This is a genomic window from Caballeronia sp. ATUFL_F2_KS9A (assembly GCF_023630765.1).
In the GTDB taxonomy this organism is placed as follows: Bacteria; Pseudomonadota; Gammaproteobacteria; order Burkholderiales; family Burkholderiaceae; genus Caballeronia; species Caballeronia zhejiangensis.
In genome coordinates this window covers 419141-438552 of record NZ_JALQEK010000029.1, presented here as the reverse complement: position 1 = coordinate 438552, position 19412 = coordinate 419141, and the positions used below count along the sequence as shown (strand labels likewise).

Below are 19412 nucleotides of genomic sequence, written 5' to 3'. Positions count from 1 at the left end.
AAAAAAGGCGCGGGCATTCGTCCGCGCCTTCCTGTCACGCTCAATGCGAGCGTTCAGTGCTGTCCTGCTTCGTATCTTGTGCAACGCCCGGTTCATGCGCGCTGTGCTGCGTGAACGGATGCCACACCGGCGTGAGCGTTGGCAGTTCGTCGAGAAGCGAGAACTGATCGAGCGACGTGTTTTCGAACATGACGACCTCTTGATTCTTTTGCCGATCGCGCAATCAACGCGCGATCACGTTGCCTTGCGTCGCCGAGCCATTGGCGTATTCGACGATCCCGCGATTGCGCGCTTCCGCTTGCGCCGCATCGCGTGCGCGTTGATCGCTTTGCGCGGCGATGGCATCGCCCCACATGCTGCGATCCGGATACGTGTTGCGATTCAATGCCGGCAACGAGCCGTTCGAGTACGCGGCCGCGAGTTCGGCACGCACTTGCGCTCGTGTCTTGGGCGTATCGCTCGCATTGGCCTGAGTTTGCGTCTGAACCTGATATGTGCCTGCGTGGCCGATGCCCTGGCCGCTCTCCGCGAAAGCGGTCGTCGTGACGACGGCGGAGATGGCTGCGAGAGAAAACCCCGTGATGAGTTGTTTCATGCTTGCGACTCCTTTCATTCCGATGCAGCGTGCGGGCAAATGCGGATTGCATTCGGCGTTGAGCGTGCTGCGTTGGGATTGAATGTAGCCGCGCGATACCGGCGGATAAATGCCGTATCAGCGAATAGATTTATCGATTTCGGCGAATAATCGCGCAGAGGCTTGATGCGTGGGCGTTTGCAGGGCGCGCTAGGCAAGCTGCTTATGGAAGAACGTAGTCCCGCAGAGCGTGCCGTCGGGCATCAAGGCGTAGTTCGGCACGACGCCGACACGCTGCCATCCGGCGCGTTGGTAGAGACGTTCTGCATCGCCGCCGGTGACGGTATCGAGCACGAGAACGGACTTGCCGGCTGCACGCGCGGCATCGTCGGCGGCGCTCATCAGATGCTGTGCAATGCCACGGCGTCGCGCGCGGCGCGCGACGAGCATCTTCGCGATATCGGCGCGATGCGGCTGATTTTCCGGCTGATCGATGACGACCTGCACCGTGCCGAGCACATGCCCGTCCGCGCTCTCTGCAACGAGCAGGATGCGTTCGTTGCGCACGACGCCATTGGCGACGCGCGTCCAGAATTCGACGGCGGTCGCGCGCGAAATAGGCAACATGAAACTGACCGACGCACCGCCTTCGACGCAATCGATGAGCACGTCCGCCAGCGCTTCGATATACCGCGTGACTTCATTCGCGCCGAGGCGGCGCACGGTAATCTCATTGTTCATGATTTGTTTTCCGTGGCCGCCTCTCGGCAGATGCTTAGCTATGCAACTATGTCCTCGGTGCCCGCGACTTCCGGCGTGCCATGCCGCACGATGGTCGGCGACGGCGTGCTCGTCGGCAGGCAGCGTTCCTCTGCATCCTTCTGACCTTGCAGCAACGGGCAGCGCTCGAACAACTCCGCGGCCCAGTCGACGAACACGCGCACCTTCGGCGACAGATGCCGGTTATGCGGATACACCGCGGAAATAGGCATCGGCAGCGGATTCCATTGCGGCAGCACTTCGATGAGCTCGCCCGCGCGCAGATGCGGCAGCGCCATGAAGCGCGGCACCTGGATGATGCCGACGCCCTTCAGGCCGCAGCTCAGATACGCTTCGGCGTCGTTCACCGCGATCATGCCGCGCATCTTCACTTCGATGGTTTCATCGTCGACGACGAAATCCATGTCCGTGATGCGGCCCGTGCGGCTCGAAAAATAATTCACCGCCGTGTGATTCTGCAAATCGTCGATGGTTTTCGGCGTGCCGTTGCGTTCCAGATATTGGGGCGCGGCCACCGTCACGCCCTGAAACACGCCGATGCGGCGCGCGACGAGACTCGAATCCTGCAGCGTGCCCACGCGAATCACGCAATCGACGCCTTCCTGAATCAGATCGACCGGCTTGTCGCCGAAGCCCATCATCAGTTCGACTTCCGGATAGCGCGTGTGGAAATCGCATAGCTGCGGCATCACGATGAGCCGCCCGATCGCGCCGGGCATGTCCACGCGCAACTTGCCGTGCGGGCCTTTCCCGTTGTTCGAAAACGAGCCTTCCGCTTCTTCGATGTCCGCGAGGATGCGTACGCAGCGCTCGTAATACGCTGCGCCGTCCGGCGTGAGATTGAGCCTGCGCGTCGTGCGCTGAAGCAGCCGCACGTTCAGATGCGCTTCCAGATTCTGGATGATCGTCGTGACCGAGGCGCGCGGCAGATTGAGCGTGTCCGCTGCGCGGGAAAAGCTGTTGGTGTCGACGACGCGAGTGAAGACCTGCATTGCCTGAAGCCGATCCATGTTCTCTCACCTTCTTTACTTAGCGATGCAACTATTTAAGCGCGCGCTAAAGAATGACGGAAGAACAATCGCGAGGGATAACCACGATTGTTCGGTGCGACCGAATTGTGTTGCCGGATTATAGGCATTTATTAAAAAAGGCGCGGCCTCCAGAATTCGCAGCATCGCAACTTATGCGTGAAGGCCTTGCAGCATGGGCCTCGCACCGAGAATAACCATGGCAACACTGTTGGATCTGGAGTCGAGTCCGCGCTTGTGCATCGAAGATGTGCACATCACGGGACACGCGCAGCCGATCACGCTGCGCAGCTATCGTCCCGCATCGGACGGCACGATCCTGCCCATCGTTCTTTACTTCCACGGCGGCGGATTCATTCGCGGCGGACTCGACGACGCGGATATCGCAGCAGCGACGATCGCGCGCGATACGCCCGCGTGGGTCGTGTCTGTCGGCTATTCGCTCGCGCCGAAGTTTCCGTTTCCCGCCGCGCCCGAAGACGGCTATCGCGCCGCGCAATGGGCCGTCGCGCATGCGCGTTCGCAGCGCGCGGACCCGCAGCGCATCGGCGTCGTGGGCCATGACGCGGGCGGCAATCTCGCGACCTGCGTCGCGGCCATCGCGCGCGATCGCGGCGATATTCGCATGTCCGCGCAAGCGCTGCTCGCGCCGTTGCTCGACCCGAGCATGACGCGCCTCGCCGACGAACGCAAAGTGCTGTGCCCCGATTTCGAAGCATGCGAATGCGCGCAGTGGTATCGCGCGTATCTGCCGAATCCGTCGCAACGTCTGCATCCGTACGCCGCGCCGCTCGAATCGCGACGTCTGGGCGGATTGCCGCCCGCGATGATCGCGAGCGCCGAGCACGATCTGCTGCATATCGAGGCCGAGAAATACGCGGGCGAATTGATCGCAGCGGGTGTGCCGACCGAAGTCACGCGTCATTGCAAGACCTCGCATCAGGCGCTCGCCGCGCATCCCGAAGCGCTCGCGGATGTCGTCGCGTTCTTCAGGAAGCGCCTCGCACGCGCGAAGTAAGCGCGAAAGATAACCGCAAGATTCGGCACGCCAGCCACGCATCACACAACAACAATCTCAACGCTAACCGGAGCCTTCACCATGTCATTCACTCGCAAACGCATCTACGCCGCGCTAGGCGCGGTGCTGATCGTCGCCGGCGCGGGCGGTTATACCGCCTTGCGCGGCCACGGCGATTCGGCGATCAACGAAGCCAAAGCCGCCGCGCACAGCCCGACTGCAACGGAAGTGGACGTCGCAGCGGTCGTGTCGAAGACAATCACCGACTGGCAAAGCTATTCGGGCAGGCTCGAAGCGGTCGATCACGTCGACATTCGTCCGCTCGTTCCCGGCACGATCGTCGCGGTGCATTTCAAGGACGGCCAGCTCGTGAAGAAGGGCGATGCGCTCTTTACGATCGATCCGCGTCCTTACGAAGCCGAAGTGGACCGCGCTCAGGCGCAGCTCGCGGCGGCGCAGGCGCGCAATGGTTATACGTCGACGGATGCGGCGCGCGCCGAACGCCTGCTCGCCGACAACGCGATCGCCAAGCGCGACTACGACGAGAAACAGAACGCTGCGCGCGAGGCCGTCGCCAACCTGAAGGCCGCGCAGGCTGCGCTCGAAGCCGCGAAGATCAATCTCGCGTACACGCATATCGTCGCGCCAGTGTCGGGCCGCGTGTCGCGCGCGGAACTTACTGTGGGCAACATCGTGTCGACGGGGGCGAATGCGCCTTTGCTCACGACGCTTGTTTCCGTATCGCCGATCTACGCATCCTTCGATGTCGATGAACAAACGTATCTGCGCTATCTCGGCCGCGATGCGGGCAGCACGGTGCCGGTGTCGCTCGGTCTCGCGAACGAAGATGGCTATTCGCGCGAAGGCGTCGTCGATTCCGTCGATAACCGGCTCGATACGACGTCCGGCACCATCCGCGTGCGTGCCCGCTTCAACAATCCCGACGGCACGCTCGTGCCCGGGCTCTATGCACGCGTGAAGGTCGGCGGCGGCTCGCCGCATCCGGCCGTGCTCGTGGAAGACGAAGCGATCGGCACCGATCAGGACAAGAAGTACGTGATGGTCGTCGACAAGGACAACCGCGTGCAGTATCGCGAAGTCACGCTGGGTCAGACGCATGAAGGCCTGCGCGTGATCTCGAAGGGTTTGCAGCCGGGCGAGCGCATCGTCGTCAACGGCCTGCAGCGCGTGCGTCCCAACGATGTGATCAAGGCCAACAACGTCGCGATGAATGACGACGACAAAGCGCCCGCCGTGAAGACGGCATCCGCACAGTGATGCGCGTCATCCGCAACAGACAGAACTCGTCATGAACATATCCAAATTTTTCATCGATCGCCCGATCTTTGCGGGCGTGCTATCGGTGGTCGTGCTGTTGGCGGGCGTCATCGCGATGTTCAAGCTGCCGATCTCCGAATATCCGGAAGTCGTGCCGCCTTCGGTCGTCGTGCATGCGCAGTATCCCGGCGCAAACCCGAAGGTGATCGCGGAGACCGTGGCCTCGCCGCTCGAAGAGCAGATCAACGGCGTCGAGGACATGCTCTACATGCAGTCGCAAGCGAACAGCGACGGCAATCTCACGACGACCGTAACGTTCAAGCTCGGCACCGATCCGGACAAGAACACGCAGCTCGTGCAGAACCGCGTGAACCAGGCATTGCCGCGTCTGCCGCAGGACGTGCAGCGTCTCGGCGTGACGACGATCAAATCGTCGCCGACGCTGACGATGGTCGTTCACCTCAATTCGCCCAACGGTCGTTACGACATGACGTATCTGCGCAATTACGCGCTGATCAACGTGAAGGACCGGCTCGAACGCATCGCGGGCGTGGGCGAAGTGCAGCTGTGGGGCTCGGGCGATTACTCGATGCGCGTGTGGCTCGATCCGCAAAAGGTCGCGCAGCGCGGCATGACCGCGACCGATGTCGTCAACGCGATCCGCGAGCAGAACGTGCAGGTCGCGGCGGGCGTGATCGGCGGATCGCCGACGCTGCCGAACGTGCCGCTGCAACTGAACGTGAATGCGCGCGGCCGCTTGCAGAACGAGTCGGAGTTTCGCGACATCGTGCTGAAGACGTCGCCCGATGGCGCGGTCACGCATCTCTCCGATGTCGCGCGCGTCGAGCTGGCTGCATCGGAATATGGTCTGCGTTCGTTGCTCGACAACAAGTCGGCAGTTGCAATCGCAATCAATCAGCAACCGGGCGCGAACTCGCTGCAGATTTCCGACGAAGTCCGCAAGACGATGAAGGAACTGAAGGCGGACATGCCCGCGGGTCTCGAATACGAGATCGTCTATGACCCGACACAGTTCGTGCGCTCCAGTATCGAAGCCGTGATTCACACGCTCGCTGAGGCGATCGCGCTGGTGGTGCTCGTCGTGATCGTGTTCCTGCAAACGTGGCGCGCGTCGATCATCCCGCTGCTCGCGGTGCCGGTGTCGATCGTCGGCACATTCTCGCTGCTGCTTGCATTCGGATTCTCGATCAACGCGTTGTCATTGTTCGGGATGGTGCTTGCGATCGGTATCGTCGTCGACGATGCGATCGTGGTCGTCGAGAACGTCGAGCGCAACATCGAAGCGGGGTTATCGGCGAGAGAAGCGACGTATCAGGCGATGCGCGAAGTGAGCGGGCCGATCATCGCGATTGCATTGACGCTCGTTGCCGTGTTCGTGCCGCTCGCGTTCATGTCGGGTCTCACGGGCCAGTTCTACAAGCAGTTCGCGATGACCATCGCCATCTCGACGGTGATCTCGGCCTTCAACTCGCTGACGCTGTCGCCGGCGCTCGCCGCGCTGCTGCTGAAAGGCCACGACGAGCCGAAGGACTGGCTCACGCGAGGCATGGACCGCGTGTTCGGCGGCTTCTTCCGCGGCTTCAACAAGGTCTTTCATCGCGGTTCGGATGCGTACGGCAAGGGCGTGAAGAGCGTCATCAACCGCAAGGCATTGATGATGGTCGTGTATGCCGTGCTGCTCGGCGGCGCGGTGCTGATGGGCAAGATCGTGCCGGGCGGCTTCGTGCCCGCGCAGGACAAGGAGTACCTCATCAGCTTCGCGCAGTTGCCGAACGGCGCATCGCTCGATCGCACGGAAGGCGTGATCCGTCAGATGTCGGATATCGCGCTGAAGCAGCCGGGCGTGGAAAGCGCGGTGGAGTTTCCGGGCTTGTCGGTGAATGGCTTCACGAACTCGTCGAGCGCGGGCATCGTGTTCGTCACGCTGAAGCCCTTCAAGGAGCGCGTGCATGACAAGGCGCTGTCCGCAGGCGCGATTGCCGGCGCGCTGAATCAGAAGTACGCGGGCATCAAGGGCTCGTTCATCGCCGTGTTCCCGCCGCCGCCGGTGCTCGGTCTCGGCACGCTCGGCGGCTTCAAGATGCAGCTCGAGGATCGCGGCGCGCTCGGCTATGCGGCACTCGCCGATGCGACCCAGGCGTTCATCAAGCGCGCATCGCAAACGCCCGAGCTTGGACCGACGTTCTCGAGCTATCAGATCAACGTGCCGCAATTGAACGTCGATCTGGATCGCGTGAAGGCGAAGCAGCTGGGCGTCTCGGTGACGGACGTCTTCGACACGATGCAGGTGTATCTCGGCTCGCTCTACGTGAACGACTTCAATCGCTTCGGACGCGTGTATCAGGTGCGCGTGCAGGCGGATGCGCCGTTCCGCGCGAATCCGGAAGACATCGGCTTGCTGAAGACGCGTAACGCGAATGGCGACATGGTGCCCTTGTCGTCGCTCGTGAAGGTGACGCCGACGTATGGTCCGGAGATGGTCGTGCGCTACAACGGCTATACCGCCGCCGATATCAACGGCGGTCCTGCGCCCGGCTATTCATCGGGCCAGGCGCAGGCGGCGGCGGAACGCATCGCGGCCGAAGTGCTGCCGCGCGGGATCAAGTTCGAATGGACCGATCTCACGTATCAGCAGATCCTCGCGGGCAACGCTGCGCTGTGGGTCTTCCCGATCAGCGTGCTGCTCGTGTTCCTCGTGCTCGCCGCGTTGTATGAAAGCCTGACGCTGCCGCTCGCGGTCATTCTGATCGTGCCGATGAGTATTTTGTCCGCGCTGGTCGGCGTATGGCTCACCGATGGCGACAACAACATCTTCACGCAGATCGGTTTGATGGTGCTCGTGGGCTTGTCGGCGAAGAACGCGATTCTGATCGTCGAGTTCGCACGCGAACTGGAGATGCAAGGACGCACGATCGTGCAGGCCGCGATCGAAGCGAGCCGCCTGCGTTTGCGCCCGATTCTGATGACGTCCATCGCGTTCATCATGGGTGTGGTGCCGCTCGTGCTGTCGACGGGCGCGGGTTCGGAAATGCGTCATGCAATGGGCGTGGCGGTGTTCTTCGGCATGTTGGGCGTGACGCTCTTCGGCCTGATGCTGACGCCGGTGTTCTACGTGATCCTGCGCAAGCTCTCGCGCACCGAGCACGTAACGGACAAGCACGGCACGCATCCGCAGATGCGCGGTATTGGTGCTTCGGTCGAAGCGCAGTGAGGGGAATGATGAATAAGCTGCATGTTTTATCGAGTCTGATGGCGTCGTTGTTGCTGGTCGCGGGCTGCTCGCTCGCGCCGACCTACGAGAAGCCCGACGTCAATGCGCCGTCCGCCTACAAGGAAACGCCGCAAAAGACGCTCGATGCATCGGAAGCGGGTACGTGGAAGACCGCGCAGCCGTCCGAAGAGATGATGCGCGGCGAATGGTGGACGATCTTCGACGACGCCACGCTCAACGATCTGGAAAAGCAGGCGCAGGACGCGAACCAGAACCTGAAGGCGGCGGCCGCGCGCGTGAAGGAAGCGCGCGCGATCAACCAGACGGCGCGGGCGGGCTTGTTCCCGACGCTCGATGCGGGCTTCGGCCCGACGCGCGAGAAGTTCTCGCCGGCATCGCAGTTCCTGCCCGCCGATGGCAACGTGCCTGCGCAAACGCTGTGGCGCGCGCAGGCGAGCGTGTCGTATGAAGTCGATCTGTTCGGCCGCGTGTCGAACTCGGTGCAAGCCGCGAACGCGGACACGCAGCAAAGCGAGGCGTTGTTCCGTTCGGTGCAGTTGGCATTGCAGGCTGACGTCGCGCAGAACTACTTCAATCTGCGCGAGCTCGATGCGGAAAGCGATGTCTTCACGCGCACCGTGCAGCTACGCGAGGAAGCGTTGAAGCTCGTGCAACGCCGCTACACCGAAGGCGATATCAGCGAACTCGACGTGGCCCGCGCGAAGTCCGAGCTCGCGACAGCGCGTTCGGATGCGATGACGGTGCAACGTCTGCGCGCGGCATCGGAACATAGTCTCGCGGTATTGCTCGGCAAGTCGCCCGCCGAATTCACGATGGCCGCGAATCCGCTCAAGCCGGTAACGGTGCGCGTGCCGCCCGGTTTGCCTTCGGCGCTGCTCGAACGTCGTCCCGATGTCGCGGCGGCGGAACGCGCGATGGCTGCGGCCAACGCGCGTATCGGCGTGGCGAAGGCGGCGTTCTTCCCGTCGCTCACGTTGACGGGCTCGGGCGGCTTCGAATCCGCGACGCTCGGCGATCTCTTCAAGTGGTCGAGCCGCACGTTCCTGCTCGGGCCGTTCGCGGGTACGGCGCTGAATATCCCGATCTTCGATGGCGGCCGTCGCAAGGGCAATCTCGCGAATGCGCGCGCGATATATGAAGAGGATTCGGCGAACTATCGTCAGCAGGTGCTCGTTGCGTTCCGCGAGGTCGAGGACAATCTGTCGGATCTGCGCATCCTCGAAGATCAGACCGCGACGCAGGACGATGCAGTGAAGGCGTCGGTGCGTGCCGCGCAGTTGTCGCGCACGCAGTACACCGAAGGCGCGGTGAATTACCTCGACGTGATCGATGCGGAGCGCACCGTATTGCAGACGCAGCGCGCCTCGGTGCAGTTGCGGGGCACGCAGGCGGTATCGACGGTGAATTTGATCCGCGCACTGGGCGGCGGCTGGGGCGATGCGAAGCCCACGCCGGTGCCCGAGCCGAGTCTCGCGCAGAAGTAGCATGAAGATGGCCCTGCATCGCGCAGGGCCATTTTTTCTCGGGGCGCGCATCGATGACAGCTCGATTGTTCGCCTCCCGGAACATATGTCTTCACCTGCGGGGCGTTTATCCGCACGGCTCGAATCCATAGAATTTCAATCATGGGATAGGGAGCCGATGATGAAAGACTTGATCGCAAAACAACTGTATCAGCCGGCGGTGGTGTTGCCACTGCTACTGTTGACGCGCCTGATGGTCACGCTCGACTTCAATCTCGCGCAAGTAATGTTCGTGATGGTATTGAGAGGTTCGCAGCACGCATATCAGTTCGCGCTGCGTCATGCGGTTTCGCGTCAGCGCAATGGCGCGAGCGTGAAGCATCTGCCCTGCAACAACTGCTGCTGACGCGCGCCGCGCTATCGACCTCAATACACTTCGGGAACGTACATCTCATCCGGCACGGGCTGGCGCAAATAATCGGGATTGAACACGCGGTCGGGCAGTTCGATCGGCGGATGCTCGACATCGTGATACGGCACCTGACTCAGCAAGTGATGAATGCAGTTCAGGCGCGCACGTTTCTTGTCGACGGCATGCACGACCCACCACGGCGCTTCGGGAATGTGCGTGCGCTGAAGCATCACTTCCTTGGCCGCCGTGTAGGCCTCCCATCGGCGGCGGCTCTCCAGGTCCATCGGGCTCAGTTTCCACTGCTTCAAAGGATCTTCGATACGCGCCTGGAAGCGCACTTCCTGTTCGTCGTCGGTGATCGAGAACCAGTACTTCACGATCTGAATGCCGCTTCGCACGAGCATCTTCTCGAACTCGGGAACCGAGCGAAAGAATTCCTCATACTCTTCGTCCGTGCAGAAGTTCATCACGCGCTCGACGCCCGCGCGGTTATACCAGCTTCGATCGAACAGCACGATCTCGCCCGCCGCCGGCAAATGCGACACGTAGCGCTGGAAATACCATTGCGTGCGCTCGCGATTGTTCGGCGCGGGCAGGGCGGCCACGCGGCACACGCGCGGATTCAGCCGTTGCGTGATGCGCTTGATCGCGCCGCCTTTGCCCGCCGCATCGCGTCCCTCGAACAGCACCACGAGCCGATGCCCCTCGTGCACGACCCAGTCCTGCAGCTTCACGAGTTCGCCTTGCAAGCGAAACAGCTCGCGAAAATAGGTCTTGCGTAACTGACGCTCTTCATCGGAGAAAGTCGATTCGCCGTCCAGGAAGCGATCGTCGATCTCCATCTCGAACTCTTCGTCGTAGCTGTCGATGATGTCGGCGTGGAAACGGCGCTGCTTTTCCGTCGTGTTCATGAGGGGCTCCGTGGCGTTCTTGGGCTGCCGCCGTCGCGATGACGGTCGCGGCGCGGGACGGCCGATTGTGACGACATTCGATGGCAGTCACATGACAGCGGCTGATTCGTTCATTCTAGCGAGCGATTCGCTGCTTTATGACGCGGCGTCGCGCGCCGTTAGAATGTTCCGGCACTTCGATGGCATTTTGAAGTTCGATTTCATCTTCCCCATATCAAGCGAGCGAACGCGATGACCGCAACGATCCATAGTTTCGACGAAGCTCAAACCGCGCGCCTCGTGCCGTATGATCGGCTCGTCGACACCCTCGCCGCGACGATGCTCGATTACGCGGCGGGACGCATCGTGAGTCCAGAGCGCATGGTGGTGCCGATCGAAGGCGGCGTGATGTTGTCGATGCCCGCGAGCGCCGCCGATCTCGCGATGCACAAGCTCGTGAACGTTTGCGCGGGCAACGGCGCGCTCGGCCTGCCGACGATCCACGGTCAGGTGACCGCCTACGATGCCATGACGGGCGTGCCGCAATTCATGCTCGATGGCCCGACGGTGACGGGCCGGCGCACGGCGGCGGTATCGATGCTCGCGATCCGCGCGCTTCACGATGCCGCGCCGCGCGAGGTGCTCGTCATCGGTACGGGCAAGCAGGCTGCGTATCACGTCGAGGCGCTCGCCGCTATTTATCCCGATGCGCACATCGTCGTGCAAGGCTCGCGTCCCGGGCGCGCGCGCGAGTTCTGTGCGGCGCATGCATCGCTTTCGAAGCAGCTTGCCGCGCTCGACGAGACCACGATTCCCGATTCGATCGATGTCGTCATCGCCGCGACCACGAGCAAGACGCCGGTCTATACGTTGCCCGCGCGCGCGGGCCGCCTCGTGATCGGCGTGGGCGCATTCACCGCCGATGCCGCCGAGATCGCCGCCGCGACCGTGCATGCAAGCGCGCTTTACGTCGACGACCCTGCGGGCGCGCGTCACGAAGCAGGCGATTTCATTCTCGCGGGCGTCGAATGGAACGATGTGCACGCATTGGCGCTCGCGCTCGCGGCGCCGTCCAAAGCCGTTGATGCATTGCAACCGGTGATGTTCAAATCGGTCGGCTGCGCGGCTTGGGATCTTGCGGCATGTCGCGTCGCGCGTGCGGTTTTGTCGGAGGAAAGCATCGCGGCGCGCTAGGCCGTGCAAGGGGAACGCCAGCTTGGAACGGTACTTGCTGTAAGTCTCTTTAATGACAGAGACGCCATAAGCGTCACATGACAAACGGCGCCAAGGTGCGCCACAGCAATCGAGCCAGCGAACTAACCCATGAAAAGTCGATACGACAGCAAGTGGCACCCGTGGATTCCGGCGCGCGACGACGGACGTGAGGGCGCGGGTGGCGCGGCGGACGGGGAACGCCAGACGACTCCGCATGCGAGCGCGGCGCCGCCTGCGGCTTATTTCATCTCGGTTCTTGAGCTTGCGACGGGCGAGAAACTCGGCAATGACGAGCGTCTGCGCGCCGTCGCGATGCTGGAATCGCAATTCGGTGCGGGGCGTCCGCGCACGCTGAAGGAAGCGGTGCGAATCTGTGCGGCGGCGATCGATTCATCGACGCTGCAGCGCATGGCGCGCGGCGCAAAGGCCTAGAAAACACGTCTGAAAAGACAGCTTCGGCGAAGCGCGTTTTTTCACACGTGTGTAAAACGCGCGTGCTCGCTGAAAAGTGCGCGAACGTTCGGTTGCGCCTTGACCGCTCTATTTGACGGTCTGAATGACTTCGAAGCCCTCGAATTCCGGATGACCGAGATAAAGCTGGCGCGTCTCGCCGCCGGCATTGCGATGCGCGGCGCGAAACGCGTCCGAACGCGTCCAGTCTTCGAAGGCTGCCTGATTCGCCCATATCGTATGGCTCGAATACAGAACGTGATCGTCTTTCACCGGCCCTTTGAGCAGATGAAACTCGACGAACCCGGGCACATCCTTCAGATGCGTATCGCGGCTCGTCCACCGACGTTCGAAGTCGGCTTCGGCGCCGGGCACGATCTTGAAGCGGTTCATGGCGATATACATGTCGATGCGGTTCCTTCGAAGTAGTGACTCGATTGAGCGGATAAGAACGATCAGTCGCGCCCGAGTTCGACGATGGTCGTGAAGCCGCCGAAGAACATGCGTTGAGGATCGAACGGCGTCTCGCCGGATTCCATCATCGTTTTGAGGCGCGGGTCTTCCATCACTTTGGCGTTGACGCTATCGCGCTGCTCGCGCGATTCGTAGACGATATACGAGAACGCGACGGTCTCGCCTTCCTTCATCTGCACGCTCTGTGGAAACGATGTGAGCTTGCCGGGCTTCACGTCGTCGGCGATGGTTTCCACGAACTCCAGTGCGCCGTGTTCCAGCCAGATCTTGCCGGCGGCTTCGGCCATGCGGCGATAAGCGTCGACCTTGTCGATCGGTACGGGTACGACGAATCCATCCACGTAGTGCGCCATCTGAGTCTCCTGGTTGAGTCGAACGCGCACCGCGCACGCGATGCGCTGTCTGCTTTGAGCTATTCGTATGCAGCGAAGTTCAGGGCGGTCCACGTATCGGCGGGCGAGGCGCGTTCCAGCACCGTGGACGAGAGCGGCGCGAAGTTCATCCCATAGATCGATGCGAGCGGCAGGCGAAGCGCATGCGCGAGCGCCGCTTTCACGACGATCGCATGCGTGACGACGATGCAGCGCCCCGCGTCGAGCCGGTCGATCGAAGCGAAGCCCTCGGCGACGCGCGCAGCGAGCATGGCGACGCTTTCGCCGCCGTGCGAACGCGCATCGGGACCCGCGAGCCATGCAGCGACATGTTCCGGTTCGCGCTCGCCCGTTTCGCGTATCGAATGCCCGCGCCAGCGGCCATAGTCGATGTCGTCGAACGCGGGAACGATCTCGAATGCATCCGCGATCCACGCCGCCGTTTCACGCGCGACGCGCGCGGGACTCGCAATCACGCGCGTGTCGGGCAAGGCGTGCAATGACGCGAGCTGCGCGCGCGCATCGCGCTCGGGAGGTTCGTCGCCGGTGGGAAAGTGCCCGGTTTTCATCGCGCGCGTGGCGGCGTGACAGAGAAGAATGAGTTCCAAGGCAGGTGGCGGTCGAATCGGAATCGTTTTACTTTGCAGCGGATCATCATAGAATGGCAAGCTTGCAGTGCGAGGAAGCCGGTGCAAACCCGGCACGGTCGCGCCACTGTGTGCGGTACGTCAACGCGAAAGCGCGGCGCCGCGAGTCAGACCCCGCTGCATGCTCTTCGTCAATCGGGACGCGCTTTTCCCTGGAGAACCACCATGAATGCTTCCAACGCGCCGGTCCTTTCCGCTCCGGTTTCCCCGTCACTCGATGCACCCGTGCCCATTCCGGTGCGTGAAGTGTTGCCGTGGGCCGTCTTCATCGGCCTCATTCTGCTGATCGCAATCTATTTCGTCGGCGCCGAACAGGGCGCGACGTCGATTTTCTCGGGCACGTACGTCCACGAATTCGTGCATGACGGCCGGCATTTGCTCGGCTTTCCGTGCCACTGAGGAAGCATCATGATTCGCACTTTGCTGATACGCGGCATGATCGCGGGACTGGTCGCGGGCCTGATCGGCTTCGGCTTCGCGCGTGCGTTCGGTGAACCGTCGGTGGCACGCGCCATCGCGTTCGAGGAACAGCACGAGCATGAACACGAACATGAGCACGGTCATGCCGATGCGGCTGCCACGCCAGCGCATTCGCACGATCACGGCGACGAAGCGCTCGTGTCTCGCGATACGCAAGCGGGCCTCGGCCTTCTGACCGGCGTCGCCGTGTTCGGCACCGCGCTCGGCGGTCTCTTCTCGCTCGTGTTCGCGTTTGCTTATGGACGGCTCGGCGCGTTGCGCGCGCGCGGCACGTCGGCATTGCTCGCGCTGTTCGGCTTCGTGAGCGTCGCCATCGTGCCGTTCCTGAAGTACCCGCCCAATCCGCCCGCTGTCGGCAATGCCGAGACCATCGGGCCGCGCACGGCGCTTTTCTTCGGCATGGTGGCGATTTCCATCGCGGCTGCCGTCTTCGCCGTGCGCTTGCAGCGGCGCATGGTGGCGCGGCATGGCGGGTGGAACGCGACGCTCATCGCGGCGGCTGCGTATATCGTCGTGATCGTGGCGGCGCAGGTCGCGCTGCCGTCCGTCGATGAAGTGCCCGCGGATTTCTCCGCTTCGCTGCTGTGGAATTTCCGCGTGGCCGCTATCGGCATGCAGGCGCTGTTATGGACGACGCTCGGTCTCGTGTTCGGTGCGCTCGCAGCGCGTGAACTCGAGCGGCCGGCGGTGAGAAGAATGGCTGCGGCGTAAGCGGTTCGGCGTCGCTCATGAAGCCCGCGCTTCGTCAGGAACGCGGGCTTTTCGTTTGCTCTTTCGCCGCACGACGCTTGAGCAATTCATCGAACAGATCGAGCTTCGCGGCATCGTCCATCGATCTGAAGGTCTTGATTTCCTCGCGGCTTCGGAAGCAGCCGAGGCACAGGCCCGTTTCCTGATCGAGCTTGCAGACATCGGTGCATGGCGAGCCGATGGGTTCCTGCGCTTTCGCGCGTTCGATGGTGAAAGCGAGATCGTCTTGCGTCGTTGTCATAGTGATTCGCCGCGAAAGAGCGCAGCGGCCGCGGCCGGATTCGACGGCCAGTAAGCGTGCATGTAAGTGGCCGACACCGAACCATGCCGATAGAGCGCTTCGCCTTCGGTGCCGGTCGTGGCATGAGCGGCCTTGAGTGCCGGCTGCATCGGCGTGTCGAGCGTCGAGTAGTGGAATGTGTGACCGGTCATCGCGCCATGCGTCGTGTCGATGCGCTGCATCGCGAGGCGCGACAGCTTGCGTTGCATCGCCGCGTCGCCGGGAAGGATGCCGAGCATCGCATGCCGCGTGCCTTCGATGTCGGTCAGCGTGTCGAGCAGATACAGCATGCCGCCGCATTCCGCGACCACGGGCTTCGCTCGCTCGACGTGCGCAACGATCGATGCACGCGCGCGTTCGTTCGAAGCGAGCGCCGCGGCATGCAGCTCGGGATAGCCGCCGGGAAGATAGAGCGCGTCGGCATCGTGCGGCGCGGGTTCGTCGGCGAGCGGAGAAAACGTGCTGATGCGCGCGCCCATGGCGATGAGCACATCGACATTCGCCGGATACACGAACGAGAACGCCGCATCGCGAGCGATGGCGATATGCGCGCCGTCGAGCAGACGCGGCGGCGCGGGCAGCGTCGCATCGTCGAAATGAACGGGCGGCGGAAGATCGGCGAGCGTCGTTTGCGCGATTGCATCGGCGGCGCGGTCGAGCCGTGCGTCGAGGCCCGCGATTTCATCGGGCTGCGTGAGACCGAGATGACGCTCGGGCAAGGCGATATCGTCCGCATTCGACAGATGGCCGCAATAACGCAAGTCGACGGGGATAGTCTCCGACAACATCTGCGCATGACGCGCCGATGCAACGCGATTCGCGAGCACGCCATGAAAGGGCACATCTTCGCGATAACGCGCGAGCCCGAACGCGATGGCGCCGAACGTCTGCGCCATGCCGTGCGCGCCGATCACCGCGAGCACCGGTACGTTGAACGTGGCGGCCAGATCGGCGCTGCTCGGCGTGCCGTCGAAGAGACCCATCACGCCTTCGATGAGAATGAGATCGGCCTCGCGCGCGGCCTTGGCGAGCAACGCGCGGCACGCATCGAGCCCGACCATCGACAGATGCAGCGAATAAACGGGCGCGCCGCATGCGCGTTCGAGAATCATCGGATCGAGAAAATCCGGGCCGGTCTTGAACACGCGTACCGTCAGGCCTCGGCGCGCGTGATGACGCGCAAGCGCCGCCGTCACCGTGGTCTTGCCTTGATGCGACGCACTCGCGCCGATGAAGAGAGCGGGGCAGTCGGGCATCGCTCAGAACTCGACGCCGCGTTGCGCTTTCACGCCTTGCTCGCGATACGGATGCTTCACGAGCCGCATTTCCGTGACGAGATCGGCAAGTTCGATCAACGCATCGGGCGCGTGGCGACCGGTCACGACGACATGCAGCATCGCGGGCCGCGCCTTCAGCACGTCGAGCACTTCATCGAGCGGCAGATACTCGTACTTGAGCACGGTGTTGAGTTCGTCGAGCACGACCATCTGATATTCGCCGCTCTCGATCATGCGGCGCGCTTCGTTCCAGCCCTTGCGCGCGGTGGCCATGTCGGCTTCGCGATTCTGCGTGTTCCAGGTGTAGCCATCTCCCATGGTGACGAAATCGCAATGCGCGATTGCGCCGAGGAAATCGCGCTCCGATGTATGCAGCGCGCCCTTGATGAACTGCACGACGCCGAGCTTCATGCCGTGTCCGAGCACGCGCACCGCCATGCCGAACGCGGCCGTTGTCTTGCCCTTGCCGTTGCCGGTATTCACGATCAAAAGGCCTTTCTCGTGATCGGCGGCGGCCTGCTTTTTCTCGTGGCCTTCCTTGCGGCGCTGGGTCATGCGCAGATGCGATTCGGTATCGGTTTTCACGGGAGCTCCAGAGAAAGACGGCCGTATCGTACAACAGGCGGCGGCTTAATTCTGCGCTAACAGACGGCAGGCATCATGCAATCAACGTAATCACCGACTCGAGGAGCAAGCAAATGGACGCGCTCTATCTCTATCTGGAACTCGTCGCGCTTGGCGTTCTCGTCTGGCTTTGCCGCGACAAGTTCAAACCGGTCGTGGCGAAGCCGCTCGCCGAAACGCCGCGTCCGCGCACGACCGCAAGACCGGTATTCATGTTCCGTTCGCGCGGGGCGCATGCATCGCTGCGATCGCGACGGTTACGCCACAATCGATCGTCTTTGGCACGATGAGCGTTCGCGCGTTGCCCGCGAGCAGCGCGCAAGGCTCGCATACGCCATCGACGTTCATATGCGCCATTGCATGATGCGATATCGCCGTGCGCGGCGCTTGCGCGATTTCATCGGCGCCGTAGAAGCGCAATGTCAGACGATGACGCTCGCAGAACGCGAGCAGTCCCGCCTCGTGCCGTTTCGCGTCGATGCTCGCGATGATGGCGATGTCGCCGAACGCAAGCGTGCCCAAAGCGCCGCGCACGGCGTGCTCGATTGCGTCGGCGCTCGCGCCCCGCGTGCAGCCGATCCCCACGGCAAGACGCGTGACAGCGGGCTGATTCATGTGGGCGATGACGAATTCCATGTGCGCCGACCTTACCACCTTTCTTGACGCTCGCGCCCGCCGGGCCTAGACTTTCACGCAGTTTTGGTGCTCGCGCGCGGATTCTCTCGTGCGCAGTTAAACGGGAAGCAGGGCGCGTTCCTTTCGATTCGTCGAACGCACGTCAACCTGCGCTGCCCCCGCAACGGTAAGCGATTCACCGCGCACGGCATTTTCATCGCGTGTACGGGAAGCCGGCTTCGAAGCCACTGCGCGTGAGAAACGCGCGGGAAGGCGAAGCGGCGTCGTCGTCAGCCCGGATACCGGCCAGACTTTGAGCGGGGCTTGCTGTCGCGGGGATGCGGCGCGGCCCATGATCCATAAAAGCGTGCGTTTCCCTTTCATCCAGCCGCGTTGCCAGGCATCGCGCGACATGAAGCGCATGCAACCGAAGCCACGGAGCGACGATGCAAACCCGCAAGATTCCCGTCACGGTCGTGACCGGCTTTCTCGGCAGCGGCAAGACCACACTGATGCGGCATATCCTCTCCAATGCGCAAGGCAAGCGCATCGCGGTGATCGTCAACGAGTTCGGCGAGCTCGGCATCGACGGGGAGATTTTGAAGGGTTGCGGCATCGGTTGCGACGATGAAGCCGGCTCCAAAGACCGCAATCTGTACGAGCTCGCGAACGGTTGTCTCTGCTGCACCGTGCAGGAAGAGTTCTATCCGGTCATGGAACAACTCGTCGAGCGGCGCGAGAGCATCGATCACGTGCTGATCGAAACGTCCGGTCTCGCTTTGCCGAAGCCGCTCGTGCAGGCGTTCAACTGGCCGTCGATCAAGAACGCATTCACCGTCGATGCCGTCGTGACCGTGGTCGATGGACCCGCTGCCGCGAGCGGTCAGTTCGCGGCGAATCCCGTCGCCGTCGATGCGCAACGCAAGGCCGATCCCAATCTCGATCACGAATCGCCGCTGCATGAACTGTTCGAGGACCAGCTTTCGTCTGCCGACCTCGTCATCGTCAACAAGACCGATCTCATGGATGATGAAGCGCTGCGAAAGGTCGAAGCGCTCGTGCGGCCCGAGATTCCGCCCGAAGTGAAGATCGTGCCCGCGCAGATGGGCAGGCTCGATGTGCATACATTGCTCGGTCTCGAATCGGCATCGGAAGAGACGATTCATTTGCGGCACGATCATCACGGTTCGCCCGATGAAGCAGGCCACGCCGATCATCATCATGACGAGTTCGATTCGGTCGTCGTGCATGGCAACGTCGAATCGCGCGAGCAGGCGCTGGCCGCGCTGCATGCGCTCGTCGAGCAGCACACGATCTATCGCGTGAAGGGTTTCGCTGCGTTGCCGGGCGCGGCGATGCGGCTCGTCGTGCAAGGCGTCGGACGACGCTTCGACAGTTACTTCGACCGCCGCTGGGAAGCGGGCGAAGCGAAGACCCAAAGCCGCTTCGTGCTGATCGGCGAAGACCTCGAACGCGCGACGCTGCAACGCGCGTTCGACGCCGCGCTCGCGAGCGCGCCCGTGCAGGCGTAAC

Annotated in this window: 22 protein-coding genes and 2 riboswitches; of the genes, 10 read left to right on the top strand and 12 right to left on the bottom strand. The window is 62.6% G+C overall.

Annotated elements, in window-relative coordinates:
- Positions 1-40 precede the first annotated feature (40 nt).
- The 4 genes from NCS67_RS17810 to NCS67_RS17795 form a co-directional block, all read right to left on the bottom strand.
- Positions 41-190: a hypothetical protein gene (locus NCS67_RS17810; RefSeq protein WP_239294398.1), complete on the bottom strand. Its 150-nt coding sequence runs from the start codon at positions 188-190 to the stop codon at positions 41-43.
- A 33-nt stretch (positions 191-223) separates the two neighbouring features.
- Positions 224-595, bottom strand: coding sequence for a DUF4148 domain-containing protein (locus tag NCS67_RS17805; RefSeq protein ID WP_008353071.1), 372 nt, complete (start codon positions 593-595; stop codon positions 224-226).
- 189 nt (positions 596-784) lie between these two features.
- Entirely contained in the window at positions 785-1315 is a 531-nt protein-coding gene (locus NCS67_RS17800) for a GNAT family N-acetyltransferase (protein WP_008353072.1), read from the bottom strand.
- 38 nt (positions 1316-1353) lie between these two features.
- Positions 1354-2364: a LysR family transcriptional regulator gene (locus NCS67_RS17795; RefSeq protein ID WP_250435942.1), complete on the bottom strand. Its 1011-nt coding sequence runs from the start codon at positions 2362-2364 to the stop codon at positions 1354-1356.
- 217 nt (positions 2365-2581) lie between these two features.
- Between NCS67_RS17795 and NCS67_RS17790 the strand changes: the two genes are divergently transcribed.
- The 5 genes from NCS67_RS17790 (at position 2582) to NCS67_RS32025 (ending at position 9800) form a co-directional block, all read left to right on the top strand.
- Positions 2582-3400, top strand: a complete 819-nt coding sequence (locus NCS67_RS17790) for an alpha/beta hydrolase (protein ID WP_008353075.1) — start codon at positions 2582-2584, stop codon at positions 3398-3400.
- Between the two features lie 81 nt (positions 3401-3481).
- On the top strand, positions 3482-4678 hold the full coding sequence (locus NCS67_RS17785) for an efflux RND transporter periplasmic adaptor subunit (protein ID WP_175979449.1): 1197 nt from the start codon (positions 3482-3484) through the stop codon (positions 4676-4678).
- Positions 4679-4709: 31 nt separating this feature from the next.
- Positions 4710-7910: an efflux RND transporter permease subunit gene (locus NCS67_RS17780; protein ID WP_008353078.1), complete on the top strand. Its 3201-nt coding sequence runs from the start codon at positions 4710-4712 to the stop codon at positions 7908-7910.
- 5 nt (positions 7911-7915) lie between these two features.
- Positions 7916-9415 (top strand): efflux transporter outer membrane subunit, encoded by a 1500-nt coding sequence (locus tag NCS67_RS17775; RefSeq protein ID WP_033537058.1) that lies wholly within the window; start codon positions 7916-7918, stop codon positions 9413-9415.
- A 1-nt stretch (position 9416) separates the two neighbouring features.
- Positions 9417-9800, top strand: coding sequence for a hypothetical protein (locus NCS67_RS32025; protein ID WP_308196618.1), 384 nt, complete (start codon positions 9417-9419; stop codon positions 9798-9800).
- 20 nt (positions 9801-9820) lie between these two features.
- On the opposite strand, the gene ppk2 is transcribed toward NCS67_RS32025, so the two are convergent.
- Entirely contained in the window at positions 9821-10717 is an 897-nt protein-coding gene (ppk2, locus tag NCS67_RS17765) for a polyphosphate kinase 2 (RefSeq protein WP_008353084.1), read from the bottom strand.
- 231 nt (positions 10718-10948) lie between these two features.
- On the opposite strand from ppk2, the gene lhpI reads away from it, so the two are divergent.
- Positions 10949-11890: a bifunctional Delta(1)-pyrroline-2-carboxylate/Delta(1)-piperideine-2-carboxylate reductase gene (lhpI, locus tag NCS67_RS17760; protein WP_250435940.1), complete on the top strand. Its 942-nt coding sequence runs from the start codon at positions 10949-10951 to the stop codon at positions 11888-11890.
- A gap of 129 nt (positions 11891-12019) precedes the next feature.
- Entirely contained in the window at positions 12020-12343 is a 324-nt protein-coding gene (locus NCS67_RS17755; protein WP_008353089.1) for a hypothetical protein, read from the top strand.
- Between the two features lie 108 nt (positions 12344-12451).
- Here NCS67_RS17755 and hmuQ read toward each other — a convergent pair whose 3' ends face one another.
- The 3 genes from hmuQ to NCS67_RS17740 are packed head-to-tail and all read right to left on the bottom strand — an operon-like array spanning position 12452 to position 13814.
- Positions 12452-12766, bottom strand: a complete 315-nt coding sequence (hmuQ, locus tag NCS67_RS17750; RefSeq protein ID WP_250435938.1) for a heme-degrading protein HmuQ — start codon at positions 12764-12766, stop codon at positions 12452-12454.
- A gap of 50 nt (positions 12767-12816) precedes the next feature.
- On the bottom strand, positions 12817-13188 hold the full coding sequence (locus tag NCS67_RS17745) for a DUF1428 domain-containing protein (RefSeq protein ID WP_034471935.1): 372 nt from the start codon (positions 13186-13188) through the stop codon (positions 12817-12819).
- Positions 13189-13247: 59 nt separating this feature from the next.
- Complete coding sequence (locus NCS67_RS17740) at positions 13248-13814, bottom strand: histidine phosphatase family protein (RefSeq protein ID WP_250435936.1); 567 nt, start codon at positions 13812-13814, stop codon at positions 13248-13250.
- A 48-nt stretch (positions 13815-13862) separates the two neighbouring features.
- Positions 13863-13989: riboswitch (cobalamin riboswitch) on the top strand.
- Between the two features lie 29 nt (positions 13990-14018).
- Between NCS67_RS17740 and NCS67_RS17735 the strand changes: the two genes are divergently transcribed.
- Both NCS67_RS17735 and NCS67_RS17730 read left to right on the top strand, forming a co-directional pair.
- Positions 14019-14252, top strand: a complete 234-nt coding sequence (locus NCS67_RS17735) for a CbtB domain-containing protein (protein WP_250435934.1) — start codon at positions 14019-14021, stop codon at positions 14250-14252.
- Positions 14253-14261: 9 nt separating this feature from the next.
- Entirely contained in the window at positions 14262-15044 is a 783-nt protein-coding gene (locus tag NCS67_RS17730) for a CbtA family protein (protein WP_175979445.1), read from the top strand.
- 34 nt (positions 15045-15078) lie between these two features.
- On the opposite strand, the gene NCS67_RS17725 is transcribed toward NCS67_RS17730, so the two are convergent.
- The 4 genes from NCS67_RS17725 to NCS67_RS17710 form a co-directional block, all read right to left on the bottom strand.
- Positions 15079-15324: a DUF1289 domain-containing protein gene (locus NCS67_RS17725; RefSeq protein WP_008353096.1), complete on the bottom strand. Its 246-nt coding sequence runs from the start codon at positions 15322-15324 to the stop codon at positions 15079-15081.
- Complete coding sequence (locus tag NCS67_RS17720; RefSeq protein WP_175979444.1) at positions 15321-16619, bottom strand: cobyrinic acid a,c-diamide synthase CobB; 1299 nt, start codon at positions 16617-16619, stop codon at positions 15321-15323. Before NCS67_RS17720 ends, NCS67_RS17725 begins: the two co-directional genes overlap by 4 nt.
- A 3-nt stretch (positions 16620-16622) precedes the next feature.
- A complete protein-coding gene (gene cobO, locus NCS67_RS17715; RefSeq protein WP_175979443.1) occupies positions 16623-17225 on the bottom strand; it encodes a cob(I)yrinic acid a,c-diamide adenosyltransferase in 603 nt (200 codons plus the stop codon).
- Positions 17226-17474: 249 nt separating this feature from the next.
- A complete protein-coding gene (locus NCS67_RS17710; RefSeq protein ID WP_250435932.1) occupies positions 17475-17900 on the bottom strand; it encodes a cobalamin biosynthesis protein in 426 nt (141 codons plus the stop codon).
- Positions 17901-17946: 46 nt separating this feature from the next.
- A riboswitch (cobalamin riboswitch) is annotated at positions 17947-18204 on the top strand.
- Between the two features lie 121 nt (positions 18205-18325).
- Between NCS67_RS17710 and cobW the strand changes: the two genes are divergently transcribed.
- Positions 18326-19411 carry a cobalamin biosynthesis protein CobW gene (gene cobW / locus NCS67_RS17705; protein WP_250435930.1) on the top strand — a complete coding sequence of 362 codons (1086 nt, stop codon included), beginning with the start codon at positions 18326-18328 and terminating at the stop codon, positions 19409-19411.
- Position 19412 lies beyond the last annotated feature (1 nt).